Source organism: Streptomyces dysideae (assembly GCF_001514305.1).
Taxonomy (GTDB): domain Bacteria; phylum Actinomycetota; class Actinomycetes; order Streptomycetales; family Streptomycetaceae; genus Streptomyces; species Streptomyces dysideae.
In genome coordinates this window covers 24,681-40,314 of record NZ_KQ949084.1, presented here as the reverse complement: position 1 = coordinate 40,314, position 15,634 = coordinate 24,681, and the positions used below count along the sequence as shown (strand labels likewise).

At 62.9% G+C, this 15,634-nt stretch carries 14 protein-coding genes; 6 read left to right on the top strand and 8 right to left on the bottom strand.

Going from position 1 to position 15,634, the window contains the following annotated elements; all coding sequences use genetic code 11:
- Positions 1-69 precede the first annotated feature (69 nt).
- The 4 genes from AQJ91_RS17750 to AQJ91_RS17735 all read right to left on the bottom strand — a co-directional run bounded on the left by AQJ91_RS17750 (position 70) and on the right by AQJ91_RS17735 (position 2,194).
- Positions 70-348: a hypothetical protein gene (locus AQJ91_RS17750; protein ID WP_067022211.1), complete on the bottom strand. Its 279-nt coding sequence runs from the start codon at positions 346-348 to the stop codon at positions 70-72.
- 108 nt (positions 349-456) lie between these two features.
- Positions 457-1,596 carry an AAA family ATPase gene (locus tag AQJ91_RS17745; RefSeq protein ID WP_067022208.1) on the bottom strand — a complete coding sequence of 380 codons (1,140 nt, stop codon included), beginning with the start codon at positions 1,594-1,596 and terminating at the stop codon, positions 457-459.
- Complete coding sequence (locus AQJ91_RS17740; protein WP_067022206.1) at positions 1,593-1,898, bottom strand: hypothetical protein; 306 nt, start codon at positions 1,896-1,898, stop codon at positions 1,593-1,595. The genes AQJ91_RS17745 and AQJ91_RS17740 overlap by 4 nt, the downstream gene beginning before the upstream one ends.
- A gap of 71 nt (positions 1,899-1,969) precedes the next feature.
- Positions 1,970-2,194, bottom strand: a complete 225-nt coding sequence (locus AQJ91_RS17735; RefSeq protein ID WP_067022204.1) for a hypothetical protein — start codon at positions 2,192-2,194, stop codon at positions 1,970-1,972.
- Positions 2,195-2,317: 123 nt separating this feature from the next.
- Between AQJ91_RS17735 and AQJ91_RS17730 the strand changes: the two genes are divergently transcribed.
- Together AQJ91_RS17730 and AQJ91_RS17725 are read left to right on the top strand one after the other, a co-directional pair.
- Positions 2,318-2,866: a helix-turn-helix domain-containing protein gene (locus AQJ91_RS17730; protein WP_159054598.1), complete on the top strand. Its 549-nt coding sequence runs from the start codon at positions 2,318-2,320 to the stop codon at positions 2,864-2,866.
- Entirely contained in the window at positions 2,859-4,028 is a 1,170-nt protein-coding gene (locus tag AQJ91_RS17725; RefSeq protein ID WP_067022199.1) for a site-specific integrase, read from the top strand. The genes AQJ91_RS17730 and AQJ91_RS17725 overlap by 8 nt, the downstream gene beginning before the upstream one ends.
- 468 nt (positions 4,029-4,496) lie before the next feature.
- Here the strand turns inward: AQJ91_RS17725 and AQJ91_RS53640 are convergent, their stop codons facing one another.
- Genes AQJ91_RS53640 through AQJ91_RS53635 form a run of 3 tightly spaced genes read right to left on the bottom strand, consistent with a single transcriptional unit; the run spans position 4,497 to position 10,406 of the window.
- On the bottom strand, positions 4,497-6,431 hold the full coding sequence (locus AQJ91_RS53640) for a hypothetical protein (RefSeq protein WP_159054597.1): 1,935 nt from the start codon (positions 6,429-6,431) through the stop codon (positions 4,497-4,499).
- Entirely contained in the window at positions 6,424-8,955 is a 2,532-nt protein-coding gene (locus AQJ91_RS49515; RefSeq protein ID WP_159054596.1) for an ATP-binding protein, read from the bottom strand. The genes AQJ91_RS53640 and AQJ91_RS49515 overlap by 8 nt, the downstream gene beginning before the upstream one ends.
- 17 nt (positions 8,956-8,972) lie before the next feature.
- On the bottom strand, positions 8,973-10,406 hold the full coding sequence (locus AQJ91_RS53635) for a TRM11 family methyltransferase (RefSeq protein WP_159054595.1): 1,434 nt from the start codon (positions 10,404-10,406) through the stop codon (positions 8,973-8,975).
- Between the two features lie 559 nt (positions 10,407-10,965).
- On the opposite strand from AQJ91_RS53635, the gene AQJ91_RS17710 reads away from it, so the two are divergent.
- Complete coding sequence (locus tag AQJ91_RS17710) at positions 10,966-11,499, top strand: NUDIX hydrolase (RefSeq protein ID WP_007503957.1); 534 nt, start codon at positions 10,966-10,968, stop codon at positions 11,497-11,499.
- Here the strand turns inward: AQJ91_RS17710 and AQJ91_RS17705 are convergent.
- Positions 11,477-12,817, bottom strand: coding sequence for an NsdA family TPR-like regulatory protein (locus tag AQJ91_RS17705; protein WP_067022192.1), 1,341 nt, complete (start codon positions 12,815-12,817; stop codon positions 11,477-11,479). The genes AQJ91_RS17710 and AQJ91_RS17705 overlap by 23 nt on opposite strands.
- Positions 12,818-12,941: 124 nt before the next feature.
- Here AQJ91_RS17705 and AQJ91_RS17700 point away from each other — a divergent pair, with 124 nt between their 5' ends.
- The 3 genes from AQJ91_RS17700 (at position 12,942) to AQJ91_RS17690 (ending at position 14,728) form a co-directional block, all read left to right on the top strand.
- On the top strand, positions 12,942-13,172 hold the full coding sequence (locus AQJ91_RS17700) for a hypothetical protein (RefSeq protein WP_067022190.1): 231 nt from the start codon (positions 12,942-12,944) through the stop codon (positions 13,170-13,172).
- A 196-nt stretch (positions 13,173-13,368) separates the two neighbouring features.
- Positions 13,369-13,821: a glycine-rich domain-containing protein gene (locus tag AQJ91_RS17695; RefSeq protein ID WP_067022189.1), complete on the top strand. Its 453-nt coding sequence runs from the start codon at positions 13,369-13,371 to the stop codon at positions 13,819-13,821.
- Between the two features lie 70 nt (positions 13,822-13,891).
- Positions 13,892-14,728, top strand: a complete 837-nt coding sequence (locus tag AQJ91_RS17690; protein WP_067022187.1) for a serine/threonine-protein kinase — start codon at positions 13,892-13,894, stop codon at positions 14,726-14,728.
- Positions 14,729-15,634: the final 906 nt, after the last annotated feature.

Sequence of the window (15,634 nt, the reverse complement as noted above, 5' to 3'; positions counted from 1 at the left end):
GTAGCTGCGGAGCATGGCCCGCCCTCGGGGAGCGGGCGCCGGGGCTCAGGAACGCGGCGTATGGCCATGCTAGCGGCCCGTACGGACGCCGGGCGTGAACTCCTGCACCCTCGCGCCGTCCGGCTCGCTGTGACGGCCGCTGCCGGTCTTGCAGGCCCCACACAGCATGCGCTTGCGGAAGTAGACCGCATCGTGCAGGTCCGCATCGTCGACGTCGCCGAGCTCGGCGCGCAGCAGCCGGTTCCCGGTTGTGATGTGCGCGGGCGCCTGCAGGTAGTCCAGCTCGTCTATGAGCTCGTCGACCTCGGTGGGCAGCGTCGACTCGATAGCGGCGTGATCGATCTTCATGGCCGTCTCTCCTGTCTTCACTCTCTGTGTTCGGTAGTGGTGCTCTCGCGCCTCTCGCGCCTCTCGCGCCAGCACTCAGGGGTTGGCGCGAGAGGCGCGAGAGAGGGGTCATGGCTCGTCGTCGGTAACGCTGAGTGTCCAGACCCAAGTCTTCTTCTTGCCGAATCCGGACTGGTGGGACGTCACCCCGAGGCGTGATCGCGCGCGTTGGAGTGTGCGCTTGGCGATGCCGTCCCGTTCGGCATCTTTGAAGAGGTCCCGCGTCGCGGCCTCGCCGCCGGCGTCGGTGAGGTAGCCGCGCAGCCACTCGGCAGCCTCGTCCCGCTCGCTCACCTCGTCGCGGTCAACGGGCGCGGCGAGGGTGTCTTGGACGGTGCGCTGGGATACGCCGGTGAAGGTGAGGCGGCCGACGTTGGCCATGCCTTTGGGGGTGGGGACGTCGTAGCCCTCGATGCGGTACGCGAGGGAGGGCAGATCGAGGTCCCGTCCGAGGCTGTTCTTGGTCTGGGTCATCACCTGCTCGTCCATCTCGCCGTCACGGGCGAACGCGAGGACGGCGCGGGCGAGGTCCTTGAAGGCGCCCGAGCCGGTGATGAGCTGCGAGGCGTCCGTGCTGGTGCCCTTGTTGAAGTGCGCGATGCCCAGCGTCAGGGCCTTGGTGCGCTCCGCCATCCGTACGAGGGGCTCGAGGGACTGGCGCACGTCCTGAGACCGGTGGGCGTCGGTGCGGCTGCCCAGGGTGGACATGAGCGGGTCGACGATGAGCGCGGCGACGTCGTACTCATCGATGGCCTGCTCGAGGGGGCCGATGTCCGCGGGGAGGCAAATCATGGTCTCTCCGGTGATCAGGCGGCCGTCCTCGAAGCGGGTCGTCTCGACGTCGACGCGGAAGACGCGCTCGAGGTCGGCGTCCGCCGCGATCAGGCGCGGCAGCAGGGTCCGGGGCCAGGAGTCCTCTACGGCTGCGTAGAAGACGTTCCGGGGATGCCCGTAGAAGGTGCCGGGCAACTCGCCGCGGGAGAGGCGAGCCGCGAGCCAGATGCCGAACGACGACTTGCCGGTGCCCTCCCGCCCGGCGGCCAGGGTGAGCGCGCCGGCGGGGATACGTCCGGCGCCCGGCTCGGGCTCCCACGCCCAGATGACCGGCTCCGGCACCATATTGGACGCGGGAGTGAGCTTGATCCGGCGCGGCACCGGCGGCTCGGGCAGTCCGTCGGCGAGGCCGCGGACGGTGGGGTCAATGGTCACGTGCCAGTTCCGTTCTGCGGTGCGTAGGAGTTCGCGGCGAGCTCCGCGTGCCATGCCTCGGGGTCGCGGCGGTGGAGCTCGTCCATCCATGTCTCCTCGAGGACGTAGCGCCGGAACTCCTCGGCGGCCGCGATGACGGCGGCGACCTTCCGCGGGTCTCCCGGCGGCAGCTGCACCCACTCCAGCGAGCCGTACTCGGGCACGGTGCCGTCGACGCCGTCCAGGAGGGACGTCACCTGGTTGGAGGCCCACAGCCCAGTGATGTCCCCCGGGGTGACACCGGAGGGCGCTACGCTGGCCACAGTCCCACCGCTCGCCGCGAGGACTTCCGCAGACGCCCCGGCTTTCCCCCGGGGCGTCTGTGCGTTCTGGGTCATGCCGCTGGCTGGCCTTCCCCCGACAGCAGACGCACCAGGTCCGCCGTGACGACCACGCGCCTACGGCCGAACTCCAGCGTCCGCACGGGCGACGTGCCGCGCTTGATCTGCTCATACAGCTCCGAGCGGCTGCACCCCAACGCGAGGGCCGCCTGAGGCACGCGCACCGTGGCCGGCCACCCCCGCACCTCCGTAAGAGTGGGCCGCTGCCCTTGCTCCATGTTCACTCCTGGCATCACTTGCTTTGTTTTTGGCATCGGTGCTATGTATATCTCACGTCGTCTGCGGACGGCAACAACCTGAGTGGGACGGGATGGATCTAGATGAGCCTTAGGCTGACGCTCATGGCCGAGCAGAAGCGCGTACCCCCGCAGATCACTGACCCGACCGGCCGCACTGTGGCCGCGAACATCCGCCGGCACCGCGAGCGGCAGGGACTGTCCACGTACGAATTGGCGCGAAAACTTGCGGATGCCGGGCGGCCCATGACTGCCTCGGCCCTGGGGCGCCTTGAGCGGGCCGAGCGGCGCGTGGACGTCGGCGACTTGGTGGCGCTGGCGGTGGTTCTGGATGTCCCGCCGATCACGCTGCTGATGCCGTCGACGGCGCGGGGCGGTGTGGAGCTCACGGGCACGGGCGGCATCGATGGCGGCACGGGCCTGGTGAGCGGGAAACGCGCGTGGGCATGGGCCCAGGGGCGGGAGCCGCTGCGCTACCCGCCGGGTCTCGACGATCAGGGCCGCGCCCGCTACCTCGCGGTGTGGCTCATGGCCGTGACACCGGAGGGGCCGGACTTCGACATGACGACGTCGCAGGGGCGGGACGCGTTCATCGCGGCACTGAAGGCCGGCGCGTGGGGCACGGAGGACAACACCGGGGGGGAAGGTGGCTGATCCGATCAAGAAGGTCACGCTGGCGAGCGGGAAGGTCCGGTACAGGTTCGTCGTCGACGTCGGCCGGCACCCGGAGACGGGCGAGCGGCAGCAGATCACGCGCACCTTCGACACGAAGAAGGAAGCGCAGAACGAGTACGCGCGGATCCGTCACGAGAAGAGTGCGGGCACGTTGGTGGTGCCGTCGAAAACGACAGTCGGCCAACTCGTCGACGCGTGGCTGAAGGAAGCCACCGTGGACGTGGAGGTCGCGACGAAGCGGTCGTACGAGGACGCGATGCGGTACGTGCGCGTCCGGCTCGGGCACAAGCACGTCCAGGAGCTGACGACCGCGGACGTCCAGGAGCTCATCGAGTGGATGCTGACGAGCGCCCGGCGGATCGGCGGGAAGCCAGGAACGGGCCTGTCCGTGCGGACGATTGAGCTCACCTTGGGCCGTCTTCGGGCCGCGCTGAACATGGCGATACGGGACCGCCTGTTGGTGCGGAACGTCGCCGAGTTCGCGAAGATCCCGCGGCAGGCCCGGAAGGACGACAGGGCGCGTCGGCGGGCACGGAAGCCGTGGGACGAGGACGAGGTGAAGGTGTTCCTCGCGCACTGCGCGGGGGGCCGCCTGTACGCGGTGATGCTGCTCTCGCTGATCGGCCTGCGGCCCGCGGAGGTGTGCGGGCTGCGGTGGGTCGACGTCGACTTGGAGGGCGGGACGCTGTCCGTGGAGTGGACGCGGACGCTCGTCGCCGGCGTCGTCATCGAGAAGGACACCAAGTCGACCGCCGGGGAGCGTGGACTGCCCCTGCCCGCGCCGCTGCTCGCCGCGCTGAAGCTGTTCCGCCGGCGGCAGGCCGCCGAGCGGCTCGCCGCGGGCGAGGGCTACGACGCCTCGGGGCGGGTCGTCGTCGACGAGCTGGGCGCCACGGTGAAGACGGACTGGCTCAGGCGCCAGGCGTACCGGCTGATGGAAGAGGCCGGGGTGCGCAGGGTGCGGCTGTACGACGCGCGGCACGCCTGCCTGTCGTGGATGGCGAACAACGGCGTCCCCGACACGGTAGTGAGCGCGTGGGCCGGACACGCCGACCTCGGCTTCACCAAGCGCACGTACGTGCACCCCGACCCGCAGTCACTGAAGGCGGGTTCAGACCGGCTCGCCGATCTCCTCGGCTGAGTCCTCGAACGGGATGTGAGAAACCGTGAGACGACACGACAAAGGCCCCGATCCGCCGGGGCGATTCGGAGCCTTTGACCTGGCAACTCTGGTGCACTCGGCAGGATTCGAACCTGCAACCTTCTGATCCGTAGGATCGGGCAGCTTGCCGTGAGGGGGGCCAACGGCCTCCTGCTCCGATTGTGCAAGCCAGCGATCATGTGCGTCCGTGTGCCGTCGTTGCCGTCAGCGCTGCCGTCAATTCCGGCCGGTCGCTCCGTCGTCACGACGGTCTGCCGGCCGACCCGCCACAGCTCCAGCAAGACCGACTATGGATCCCAGCTGCGCCTGCACTCCATATGTCTCGGCCCCGCTCCCGCTCGGCCGGCGCCCGTGCCGCGCACTACAGCAATCAGCCACCTGATGCCAGAGGAGGGGTACTTCGTGGCTGGGGCCACTGCCGCCCCTCAGTTTCACATCTCCGCAACATTATGAGTTGGTCTTGTCGATCAAACTCGGATCAAACGCATCCCGAGAGTCCCGCTGTGCCATTCGAGAGAGCAGAGCCGAGCGATACGGCTCCCGAAGGCGGCCAACTCGCCTAACGCCATAGATGATTGCGGACTCCGAAAGCGAAATCAGCGACTCAAGTTTCGGCGATGCCACAGTACCCGTCAGAGCTGCTGTGATCTGGTCGGCCGCCCTCCCTGGCATTCCATGAGGCTCCATGGCCTTATACGCGTCAACTTGCTTAGAAACCCACGCACGTAGGATTTCAAAACGCTTTTGCCAATTAGGCAAAATATGCTCAGGCATTCCTTGTCGCGCAGACATAATGCCATTGCCTCCGGCACTGAGCACGCACATATCGAGAGCGGTTAGTGGCACATAGTGTTGCTGACTTAGCTTGACTTCAACGCCACCGCCCGATTCCTCGAAGAAGAATGGAAGATCGAACGATGTCGCAACCCCCCCTCCCGGATGCGTGATCACCCGGCCCTTTGCAGGACTTTTCAAAGGAGCAACCCTAACGAACTCCAGGTCATTGCCCCGCTTACCATCAGACCGAACTGCAAGGTCACATGGCTGGGACAGAAGAATCATATAGTGCTCCGCTCCCGAACGCCGGGGCTCATCAGTCGTCCCGGCACCGGCCCTGCGCCCACTCTTCTGCTGTTCAAACTGATGCGGCTTCTGCACGAACTTTTGGAACGCGAAAACGTCACCGACTTCGAGCGGGAAGTGGAGCTGCGTCAAGTGATCGGCGGTCTCGAAGTATTCGAGGCGCTCAATTTCAGCTAGCTCTTGACGAACACGATCCGGGTTCGCGGTGCTCGGCAGCCTTACTTGGCTGAGACTCGTGACAAGCTCACTAGAAAGGTGAACCATTCGGTCAGCACGGAGCTTGGCACGGACAGAGTCCTGCGTGAAAGCCGTTGCAATCCGCAAGAGCGTTTCAGGGCCCCAGGTCCCGTCCGTCAACCTGTCACCGTTGAGGGCAGCTTCAAGCGTGTAAGGGTCGATAGCCCCTACCTTGTCGATCGCCTCACTCCAGGTCCCACTGACTGCTTCAGACAAGCTCCCTTGCAAACGCTCTAGCGCGGGTGCCAGCAAGGTTAGTTTCAGCATCCGAGGAAAGCCATCGGCACTGACTGAGAGACGGCCCTTTGCAATTACAAGGAACCGGGAAGAGTCCGCCTCAAACTGCTGCGAAAGCATCCTCCAAGTTTCAACCTCAGCGTCGTCCGGAGATACAGTATGTGTCAGAAGGCCGATGCGCCAACTATCAGGAGCATCTCTGAGAAGCAAAGAGATCTGCTCCTCGCCAGCATTCTGTGACGCACCCTCTCTACTGAAGTCCCGGTCGAACAAGATCAAGGTACTCTTGCCGTCGCCCAGCAGACTGCTTCGCTGGCTACGCCACCCAGCGAGCGAAAGAGTCAAAAAGTCCCTTGAGTCTGCAAGTAGTTCTCGCAAGCATGCAGCGGCTGGCTCGTCCTCCTCCGTAGGAAAGCCGACACCCTCCGGACCAAGGCGCTCATCTACAAGGCGCTGTATAGCCGTCCGCTGGTCTTCTTCCAGGGACGGCCACACACCCCGGACTTCGTCCACTACCAACTCGATGGGGGCTGACGGATCGGTTAAAAGAGTCGCTCCAGGAATGAAACTGGCGATCTTATCCAAGTCCTCAGACAGCAGTGCACCCTCGGTTAGCGCCGCGAGAATTCCCTCACCGCCGTCTTCTTTCTGCGCGTACCAGTCATCGACGCATATGACTCGCTCGACCCTAGCTAGCTCCAGCAACTGCTGGGATGCAGCCTTTGCATCGAAAGAGGCCCCGCCATTGACGTCCGCCTGAGCCGGAACCCGAGGAATTCCCTCACGTGCCGCTGCATCATCCTTCGCGGTGCCCTCTTCATGCATCAACACGCATCCCCCCCAGGTTCATCTGAAACTTATACAAACGACCGTTGTCATTGCGGTCTCGCGCCAATTCGATCCCGCACCCCTCAGAATCGAGCAACTGCGTCACCACATAGAGCCCCAGCCCTCGCCCTTCCCCTCGCTTCTTGAATGACACAAAGGGCTCAAAAAGCGTCACCTCTACACTTCGATCGATTCCGCGACCATTGTCGCTGACGGTCAAGCGGGGAGAATCGACAAGAAGAGAGACCTTAGGGGAATTCTGGATACCCAGCCTGTGATCCTGGAGGAGCCAATACTCGCTGTTCAGCAGCAGATTATCGAGAATCTGGGTGAGTTTCCCTCTGTTCACCTCGACTGTGAAATCACGGATGACCTCAACCTCGACAGAGAGAGGCCCCTTACTCCACCTGTCACGGTGATATTCGGCTACGTCACGAAGGAATTCGCCGACCAAAATCTTTTCCCGCCGCTCGCGCATATAGCGTAGGGACGGATTCAGATGAGCCAATTGACGCTTCAGGGCACTCGCCGCCGACTGAACATATTGGATGTAGTTGGAGATTCTCCTATCAACGATCTCCGTCTCGGCGAGGTGTCGTCGAACTTGAGAACTTCTTACCGAAATTCCTTCCGCCACATGAGCCACCTCGTGGGAGACGGCCTCAGCCGTAAGACCCAGTGAAACAGTCTCCCAGGTCTGTGCGAGTTGGGCACGGAGTTGCTCTGTCCGGTCTCGCACAATCTCTAGTACCGCGCGCTCAGACTCCAAGGAATCAACGATCTGCTCAATCTTGGCGACCGACTGACCTGTCCGCTTGTCCGCGGCTTGCAGATTCGATAGTTCCTGTGCGATCGCAGGATCAACCGCACCTGCGAAGAGCGACCTCTCACTCGCATCGATTTCATTTGCAACACGTTCATGGCTCTTGGCAGTTGCCTCTGCTTCGTCGCGCAAAGCTTTAAGCTGTCTTTTCGCTGTTACGATCGTGCGCGATCGAGTGTCTTCGACGTGCTGAATCAGTACTTCCGAGTCCGCCTCTGGATCAACCCCTGCATTTGCGGCCTCGCATTCATGACGATACTCATTGTAAGAGCGGCGAAGGAATTCCTGAAACGCATTGGTAAAGGAATGCCAACCTTGAAGGAGCGCCATCAGATTGCGATAATGTGGCGTATCGGCAAAGCCTTCACGGTCTGTCGTTTCAATCAGCTTTGCATTATCCCGGGCAGAAATATCAATGAACCCCAGTGTATTTTCAGGTCGCAACGTATAGTACGAGGAGCCACTGGTTTGCGACTTCCTCAGTCCGAGCCAATCTTCATCCACCCGGACGCCGAATCCATCGCGATATACCCGAATTCCCGCAAGGCTCTTTAGATAGTTGCGGAACTCGCTACGGCTGCTGAATACCTCTGGATAGCTCTGCCCAAGAGTGACATAATCAACCTCGCCTTTAAAAGGTCCGGGATCAGCGGGGTTAAAACTTCCCTCATCGGAGCGAACCAGAGCAACATTGTCGAGACTGTCCAGGGTGATTGACCCGCTAGCACGCAAAAAGTAGGGTGCCTCAGCCACCTGGCAATTGAGCGCCTCCATCTGCCTAGGCCGGCGCTCACGTAGCCAATTCAAAAATCGCGCACCTGAGTCAGCTTCAAAGAGCCTTGCAAAGGCCGCTCGGTCTACTTCCTTCGACCTCTCTTGGGGGGCCCAGTAGCTCGGAGAGGCTTCACCAATCATGTCAAACTTGCGGTTTTCATAGTTCAGTAGGTACCGCACTTCAGCCGCACTTCGGACACGCGATGGCAAATCATAGAGGTCAATGCGCTCTTCGTCGACCTTGAGAAGGATCTTCAGGCCACGCTTATTACCGTAGGGCGAGATCAGGACGGACAAGTCTTTCTGAAGGGCAGAGGCCCCATCCACTGACCCGCTCTTAGCCGCTTCCCGCCACTGTTCTGGGTCTCGCAACTGTGTGATGGTCAGGGTCGTTCCGGACGTTTCCTGTGTTGGCCGAGTATGAAGTGATAGATCAACTTCTCTAAGGGATGACCTGCTCTGAAACTCACGCCAATCAATGCTGAGTTCATTCTCGATAGCAGCACCATTCGGCCTAGTCACAATGGAGACAACGTCCCCTAGCCGCTGGGCACCCAGACGGCCGAGCCCTTTATCCCCTAGCGGAGTCCTGCCGAGAACAGTAGCCCTGCCCTGCTCTTTCATTTCACGCTTCACGGAGTTGCTGATCGTGAGCCACCCGCGTCTGATGTCCTCACCATTCATTCCCGAGCCGTTATCTCTGATAACAATGGATGCTTCACTCGGGTCCGCTGAGTCACCTAGGCCAGTGTTGATTACGATTTCTGCCCAAGTCGCGTCCGCGTCATAGCAATTCTTTACAAGCTCGATCAAAGCTTGCATAGAATCGGTGATCAGGTCCTCGCCAAGCTTAAACACGACAGATGGATGGACTTCAAGGTGCAGGATTTCCGTAGGATCACGTTCCTCGTGACGGTGAGGCACTGCTCTCTCCTTCCCTGTCAGCGAGGGTCATCATTGCAGGGGGCGCGCATGACCAAAACACTCTCGGAATTCATCGTCTCGACGCTGGCGTTACGAAATGCCATTCGCTTGGATCCTCCGGGAATCTTTCTCTCCAATGTCTCGACGTGTCGAGCGCCACGGGAAGCCAATAGGTCTCGTACTATGGCCACCGTGGGGACAGAAATTCCACTGATCTTGCGTTCGCCGAGCGTCCAGAACATCCAAGCGTTACTCCCCAGATGGGCAGTAATCGCATCTAGGGAATCGTCGAGATCGCGGACAAAACCAACAAATCTCGACTGCGCATTTGTTGGATGACTGCGAAGTTGTTCCAAGCAGTATGTAAAAGCGGGCGACTTACCCTGCAGTTCGTCAGCCCAACCGAGAGCCCCTTTAAGCTTTCCGCCAAGGCTAATAGAATCGATTGAGCGAGTGTTCTCAAGCAGTTCCGGGCGCATTCCGGGGACGTCAGCTGTGTCGATCCACTGCAAGGGTAGATAGCTGTGCTGTCCGTAGGTAACAGTGGTGACGTTGTCACCATATGGTGGTGACGTCATAAGGATGTCGACGGTTTTTCGAACTTTTCCTGACGGAGCACTCCTAGCATCGCCTACACTGCATACGATCTTGAGATCAGGATTATTGGAAAGCCCGCGCGACAAGGCATCCGCCTGATCTTTGAGTTGCTCGATCTGTGCGGCGGAGATACGCAGGAAAGTTCCAATAGTATCAATCTGGCGAGCATCGATCTCATCCGCACTGTATGAGTGTAGCTTCACAGTGGAAGTTCGGCTGTTACTTACCAGCCGGATGGTTTCGGCCATGGCGACCCAAAATGCCTGACGTACTACCTTTCGACGTTCTGCAGAAATAGCCCTTTTCAACTTCGACAGGCTCAGTGCAACGTCGCTTCGAAACCATTTGTCTCTGTTGTGGAACTCGACAGCAATCTCATCGCTTGAGTCCTCTGTCACACGCGATGCAATTCTTTGACGTACGATAGAAAGTTGCTTCGGGTCGTAGACCTTTGACTTCACTGTAGCGAGAAGAACAGCTAGAGGGTTGATATCGGCGCCATAAAATGACAGTCCGCGGCTTACTGATTCCAGCATGACGGTGCCTGAGCCCATGAAGGGATCCATGACTGCCGAGACAGCTGGATCTACTGCCTGCACGTCCTCTAGAAGAGCGCCCTGAAGCTGGGGCACCATCATTGCCGGGTAGGCAAAGATCCCGTGGCCGGCCTCACGGCGAGAACGCCCTGAGAATGACCAGAACTCTGGCGTCGCGTCTGCTCGCGCGCGGAGCTTGGAGGCCAACTCCTGCTCAAGCTTGGGAGTCGCCCTCATCGAAGGTTTCCGGGCTGTCCTCGTAGCGTCCTCATCCTTCGCCTCACCCTCAGTGACGTTGGATGCTGGTTGGCGGTCCATCGCACTTTCCATCGAGGCGGATTCCGTTCCGTTGTCATTCAACCCGGACCCCCGCCTGCTTAGTTACGGATACAAGTTCATAGATTGAACCAGATGACGGGCCGTCACGTCATCAGCACTGATTGCTAGAACGGCCGAAAATCGTTGCGGATACGGCTGATCTTGTACAGGTGCCTGCTGGCCTCCACGTCGGGTGATCTGCCAAAGCCTCGGTGAGCTGCTGCGATGGCGTCCGGCACGTGAACGCTGTTCTGACGCAGGGATCCTGAGCCTGGTGCAGGAGTTGTCGGTGTTCATCACCACACTCGGCTACTGCGAACTTGGGCGGCAGGCAACGCCAGGGCACACGGGCTCCACCGCCTCACTCCGGATGGCGAGGCGCCGAACCAGTGCTCGACCGTCTGCGCCGGAGATCACGGAGCGGTTGACAGCAACGAGCCACGATGCAGGTTGTCGATACTGTCGGACATCTCGTCAAGGTGACGCGAAAAAGGCTGAACGTGCACCCTCCTCCGAACCGGTCTGAGATCCTGGAGACCGATCGAGAGGGGTCGAAGGTATGGAGTGGAAGACGCACGGTGAGCGACAGATCTACACGAACAAGTGGGTGAATCTGTGTCTGGTCGACGTCCAGCAGCCTGACGGGCGCAGGTGGGAGTACCACGTTGTTCGTCTGCGGCACCTGGCCGTGGCCGCCGTGGTCAACGACCGCCAAGAGGTTCTGATGATGTGGCGGCACCGCTTCATCACGGATTCGTGGGCTTGGGAGTTGCCCATGGGCCTGGTCGAGGAGGGCGAGACTCCGGAAGAAGCGGCGGGCCGAGAAGTCCTGGAGGAGACCGGTTGGCGCCCCGGCCCCATCAAGCCTCTGATCTACGCCGAGCCGGCCAACGGGATCACCGACTCGCAGCATCACGTCTTCCGGATCGACGGCGCTACCTACGCCGGGCCGCCCACGGAGAAGAACGAGTCCGACCGCATCGAGTGGATTCCCCTCTCCGAGGTGCGGGGCATGATCGACCGCCGGGAGGTCGTAAGCAGCGGCTCGCTCGTCGGCCTGCTCTACCTGCTCATGGATGAAGCGATCCGCTAACTGGCGGGAGGAGTTCCCGTAGCCGCGCCTCGAAGGCCAGGGCTACGGGCTCCTGCCTGTGTGGGGCCAACTGGTCGTAGAACTCTCGAAGATGGCCTGACACTCGCTCGGAGGCCACTGCCGACGCCGGTTCCAGTGCTTGCGTGGCGGTGTGGCACGCATGGTCGAGCTTGCCCTGATCCAGCTGTGTACGGGCAAGCCAGAACGAGTGAAACGCCCGGCCACGCTGGTTGGTGCGGGCCTCGCGCCGCAACGCGTCCGCGATCAGGGGTTCGGCGGTGGCTGCTTCGCCCAGTCGGCCGTGGGCAATGCCCGTGTCCACGATCAGCTTCGTCTCGTCGAAGTACGACACCCAGGACGGGTCGGGGTCGCTCGACCGAATCCGCTCGAAATGGTGGTGCGCCTCCCCGATCGCCTGGTGAGTGGAGTCCCGGTTGCCGAGCGTGGCGTGAGCGAAGGCTTCGCGCATCGACAGCATGGACAGGACCCGCGGCGTGGTGTCGACAGCCGAGCGGGCCTGGTCCTGGGCGGCGGTGACGAAGGCCAGGGAGTCAGCGGGCTTGTCCTGGTAGGTGCCCTGCAAGCTCATGCAGGCAAGGACGTTGGCCATGAACTGGCGGTCGTCGATCTCCTTGGCCAGTTGGAGGGCCTCGGTGAAGTACGCGCGGGCCTGGTTGTACTGGCGGGCGTCGAAGTAGGTCCAGCCGGTGAGGCGTGCCAGCTCGGCGGCGATTCCGTACAGGCCGTTTTGGATGGACGGCGGTCGGTTCTCCTTCAAGAGACCGACGACGTGGCGGAGCTGGCCGACGATGGCCGGCCGTAGGGCCTCGCCTCCGTGCTGGTCGTCCCGTCGCCAGTAGTCCTCAATGGAGGAGCGGAAGGCTTCAAGGGTGGCTGCGTTCAAGCTCGTTCGTGTGGCCAGGGCCAGGATGCTGTCCACGTCCGGGCCAGGTAAAGCGGCCGGGGTCTGCGGCTCGGGCTCCGGCTCCTGGGCTACCTCTCGCTCGGTGACTACGAGGGCTTGAGGTGTCTCCCACACCCGGCGGGCGAGCCCCAGCATGTGTCCGGGGATGCGCAAGCCGTCCGCGATGCGCTCGATGACGTCCATGTGCTGCAACTGGCGCTGTCCGGCGATGACTTCGCCGACACGGCTGGGGGTCAGCTCACAGCGTCTGGCGATCATGGATGGGTAGATGCCCGCCTTGATCTTCACCAGCCGGAAGACTCGGGCGAAGTCCCGCACTCGGCACGCGTCGATCATCTCGGGATCGGTGAGCAGCCTGGCTGGCAGTTCCTGCGGCCGGTCTGCGTCGGGCATCGGCAAGCTCCCACACTGCGAGGGCTACGCAACGTCGCTGATTCTCTACTTGCCGCGATGTTACCCAAGTTGGGTAATCAGCCTGACCTTTTGGCAGGGGTGGCCTGATCGCGATGCTCCTTTCATGGCGAGCAACCAGCAGACCAGACCATGCATCGGTGAACTGGCGAAGGACAGCGCCCGCGACCGGATCGGCGTCGTCATGGGTGCGCTCGGCGGTCGGGTGCAGATGAGGCCGATCGGCGGCGGCACGGAATGGGATGCCATGCCGGACAACGTGGTGGCGCCGAGTCCACGGGAGGAACTGAGCGCGCGCCTGGCCATCAGGAACGGCAACAGTCGGGATGGGCTGTGATGCGCGCCGTCGGCCGGTACGCAGGAGTCCTGTTCGTGATCATGATCAGCGGCTCGTGCGGCCTGGCGATCGGCATGGCTCTCGCCATGGGCCAGTAGACGGGCCGCCCCGGACGGGTGCCAACTCCCCGGCTCCCCCTTCCCCGTTCGGGGCCGGCCATCCAACCCACGCACCGCCACACAAAAGGAGTACTCACATGACGGCAACAGTGAACGATCTGAAGACCGGTCGCGCGGTGGCTGGTGAGGAGCTGTTCGAGAGCCTCGCCCACTTCGTGGTCGTCCACAACGGGCAGTCGCCCGAACGCGCCGAGCGGATCGCGGACCAGGCAGTCGCCTTCCTGGTCACGGCGGCCACGGCCAACGTCCCCATGGTCCCGTCGGATGACGTGGACCTCGGCCTGCACGCGCTCATCCTGCACACGAAGGAGTACGCGAGGCTGTGTGAGCGGTACGCGGGCCGCTTCTTGCACCACAACCCGAAGCCGGGCGGCGGGCCCCGGGACCTGCTGATGGTCATTACCGCGGCCCGCGCCATGAAGGCGACCGGGTTCAAGGTCTTCGACGACCTGTGGACCGTGGACGGCACGAACCTCGCGCAGTGCGACTCGGACTGCGGCCGTCCGTACGGTCAGGACTACCAGGAGTAGGACACAACAGCAGCGACGCGGCCGGCCTCGACTCGTGGTCGGCCGCGTTCGCCCGGAAGGAGAACAGACGTTGCCCGGGTCACCCCCTGAACTGCCGCTCGTGGTGCTCGACGCGCTCATGCCCACGTCCCAGCGCCTGGTCCTGGACCGCCGGGGCTCCACGGTGTGGGAGGTAGAAAGCCATCGAGACCACTATGCCGTGAAAGTCGGCTACCCGATCGAGGCCACGGCCGAATGGGCCGCCCAGCCCTGGACCGCCCTCGCGCCCGCACGTGAAGGGGCCGTTCTGCTGCGCCTCGGCCTGGTCGACCTCGCGTACGGCGAGTGGGAACGCGGTACCTGGAACTTCCAGCCGTGGCACGAAGGGCCCGACCTGTACCAGCTCTGGGAGCCCTGCCGTAGGCCGGACTCGTCCATCGTGCCGCACACCAGCGTGGCGTTGGGCTGCGTCGAGGCACTTGCCGAACTGCATGCCAAGGGTTGGGCACACGGTGACGTACAGCCCGCCCACTTCATCATCGGCCCGGAACGAACGCACCTCATCGACCTCGCCCTTGCCCAGGGCGGCAACGTGCCTGAGGGGTACGACTTCCCGTTCCGCGGCTGCCTCGTCCACTACGAGGCACCGGAGATCGCACGCAGCGTGCTCGACACCGGGGAAGCCGAGCCGACGCAGGAAGCCGACGTGTACGCGCTCGGGGCTTCCCTGCTGATCTCCGCTACCGGTTGGCGGGCGATGGAGTACCCGGACGACGCTCCCCGCTCGGTGCAGAGAGAGGCCGTGGCGGACGGTCGTCGCCGGCTCGTGAAGGCGCCGGGTGAGCTGGGCGAGTTGATCGACGCGATGCTCAGCCATGCGCCAGGGGACCGGCCCACCATCTACGAGGTGGGCAAGGCTCTGAGCTGATTCCGAAGCGCCGGTTCGTCGGCGCTGGTCGCACGGCTGCGGCCGACAACTCAAAGACCGGACCACCCCTCAGCCTGGACAGCATTCCGGGTGGTCCGGTCGCGGAAGCCCTGATCAGGACCCCGGTGCCGATGGCACCGGGGCGGTTGGCGTGCTCGAACGTGGGTGCGGCTGCAACCCCGGTTTCGCGATGTCGAGTTGGAGAGGGTTCTGAGCTGAGCCAGCGAAAGTCAGCCACGACGGCGGGTGCGCCGGCTGAGCACCCGTCACGTGTGTTTCCAGCAACCCCGTGCCGTCCTCAGCCACGCTGCTTCCATCGTCACAGGCCGCACCTCGATCCGACCTGGACGTTGCCGATGTGGCCCGTCCTCTGGGCTCGGGCTGCGGCTCTGTGGGCCATGCGGCGTCCAGCGGTGGGCGGTTGGTGGCGTGGTCACGCTTGGTGGGCGTCGGCCTGGTCCTGTTGCTCGGAGTGGTCGGGTTGCTTCCCCGGTCTAGTTGCCCGCCTTGGCAGGGCTGCGCGCTGAGCGGGTGGGGCCGCCGGAGCGGTGGCGGAGACAAGGAGCGGCGGCGGCCCCTGGCCGCCAGCGCGCGCGGCCCGCCGCAGGCGGGCCGCCTTGATCCAGTAAAGAAACTCTGAACAGCTCCGCTGCGCTGGGCCCCTGGCCGGTTGCACGACCATGCGCTGTCTCCCCGCCTTCCCATCCGTTCCACGGCTTCGATGTCTTTATGGGGACTTGAAGCGCTATTTCTGCCTATTCGCTCTGCGAGTCTGCGGAATTTATCCACAGGCTGGGGGCCGCATAGTTCGGGATGAGCGAAGCGCGCCCAACGGGCCACTTCTACCAAGTGACTCAGATCACAAAATGAGGTGTCACACGGGCAGGGCTTTTGACACCTGTAGCA

Excerpts from the sequence above, each read along its gene's own strand:
- AQJ91_RS17750 (WP_067022211.1), bottom strand. The coding sequence starts at position 348 with ATGAAGATCGATCACGCCGCTATCGAGTCGACGCTGCCCACCGAGGTC.
- AQJ91_RS17735 (WP_067022204.1), bottom strand. The coding sequence starts at position 2,194 with ATGGAGCAAGGGCAGCGGCCCACTCTTACGGAGGTGCGGGGGTGGCCG.
- AQJ91_RS17730 (WP_159054598.1), top strand. The coding sequence starts at position 2,318 with ATGGCCGAGCAGAAGCGCGTACCCCCGCAGATCACTGACCCGACCGGC.
- AQJ91_RS53640 (WP_159054597.1), bottom strand. The coding sequence starts at position 6,431 with ATGCATGAAGAGGGCACCGCGAAGGATGATGCAGCGGCACGTGAGGGA.
- AQJ91_RS53635 (WP_159054595.1), bottom strand. The coding sequence starts at position 10,406 with ATGGACCGCCAACCAGCATCCAACGTCACTGAGGGTGAGGCGAAGGAT.
- AQJ91_RS17710 (WP_007503957.1), top strand. The coding sequence starts at position 10,966 with ATGGAGTGGAAGACGCACGGTGAGCGACAGATCTACACGAACAAGTGG.
- AQJ91_RS17705 (WP_067022192.1), bottom strand. The coding sequence starts at position 12,817 with ATGCCCGACGCAGACCGGCCGCAGGAACTGCCAGCCAGGCTGCTCACC.
- AQJ91_RS17700 (WP_067022190.1), top strand. The coding sequence starts at position 12,942 with ATGGCGAGCAACCAGCAGACCAGACCATGCATCGGTGAACTGGCGAAG.
- AQJ91_RS17695 (WP_067022189.1), top strand. The coding sequence starts at position 13,369 with ATGACGGCAACAGTGAACGATCTGAAGACCGGTCGCGCGGTGGCTGGT.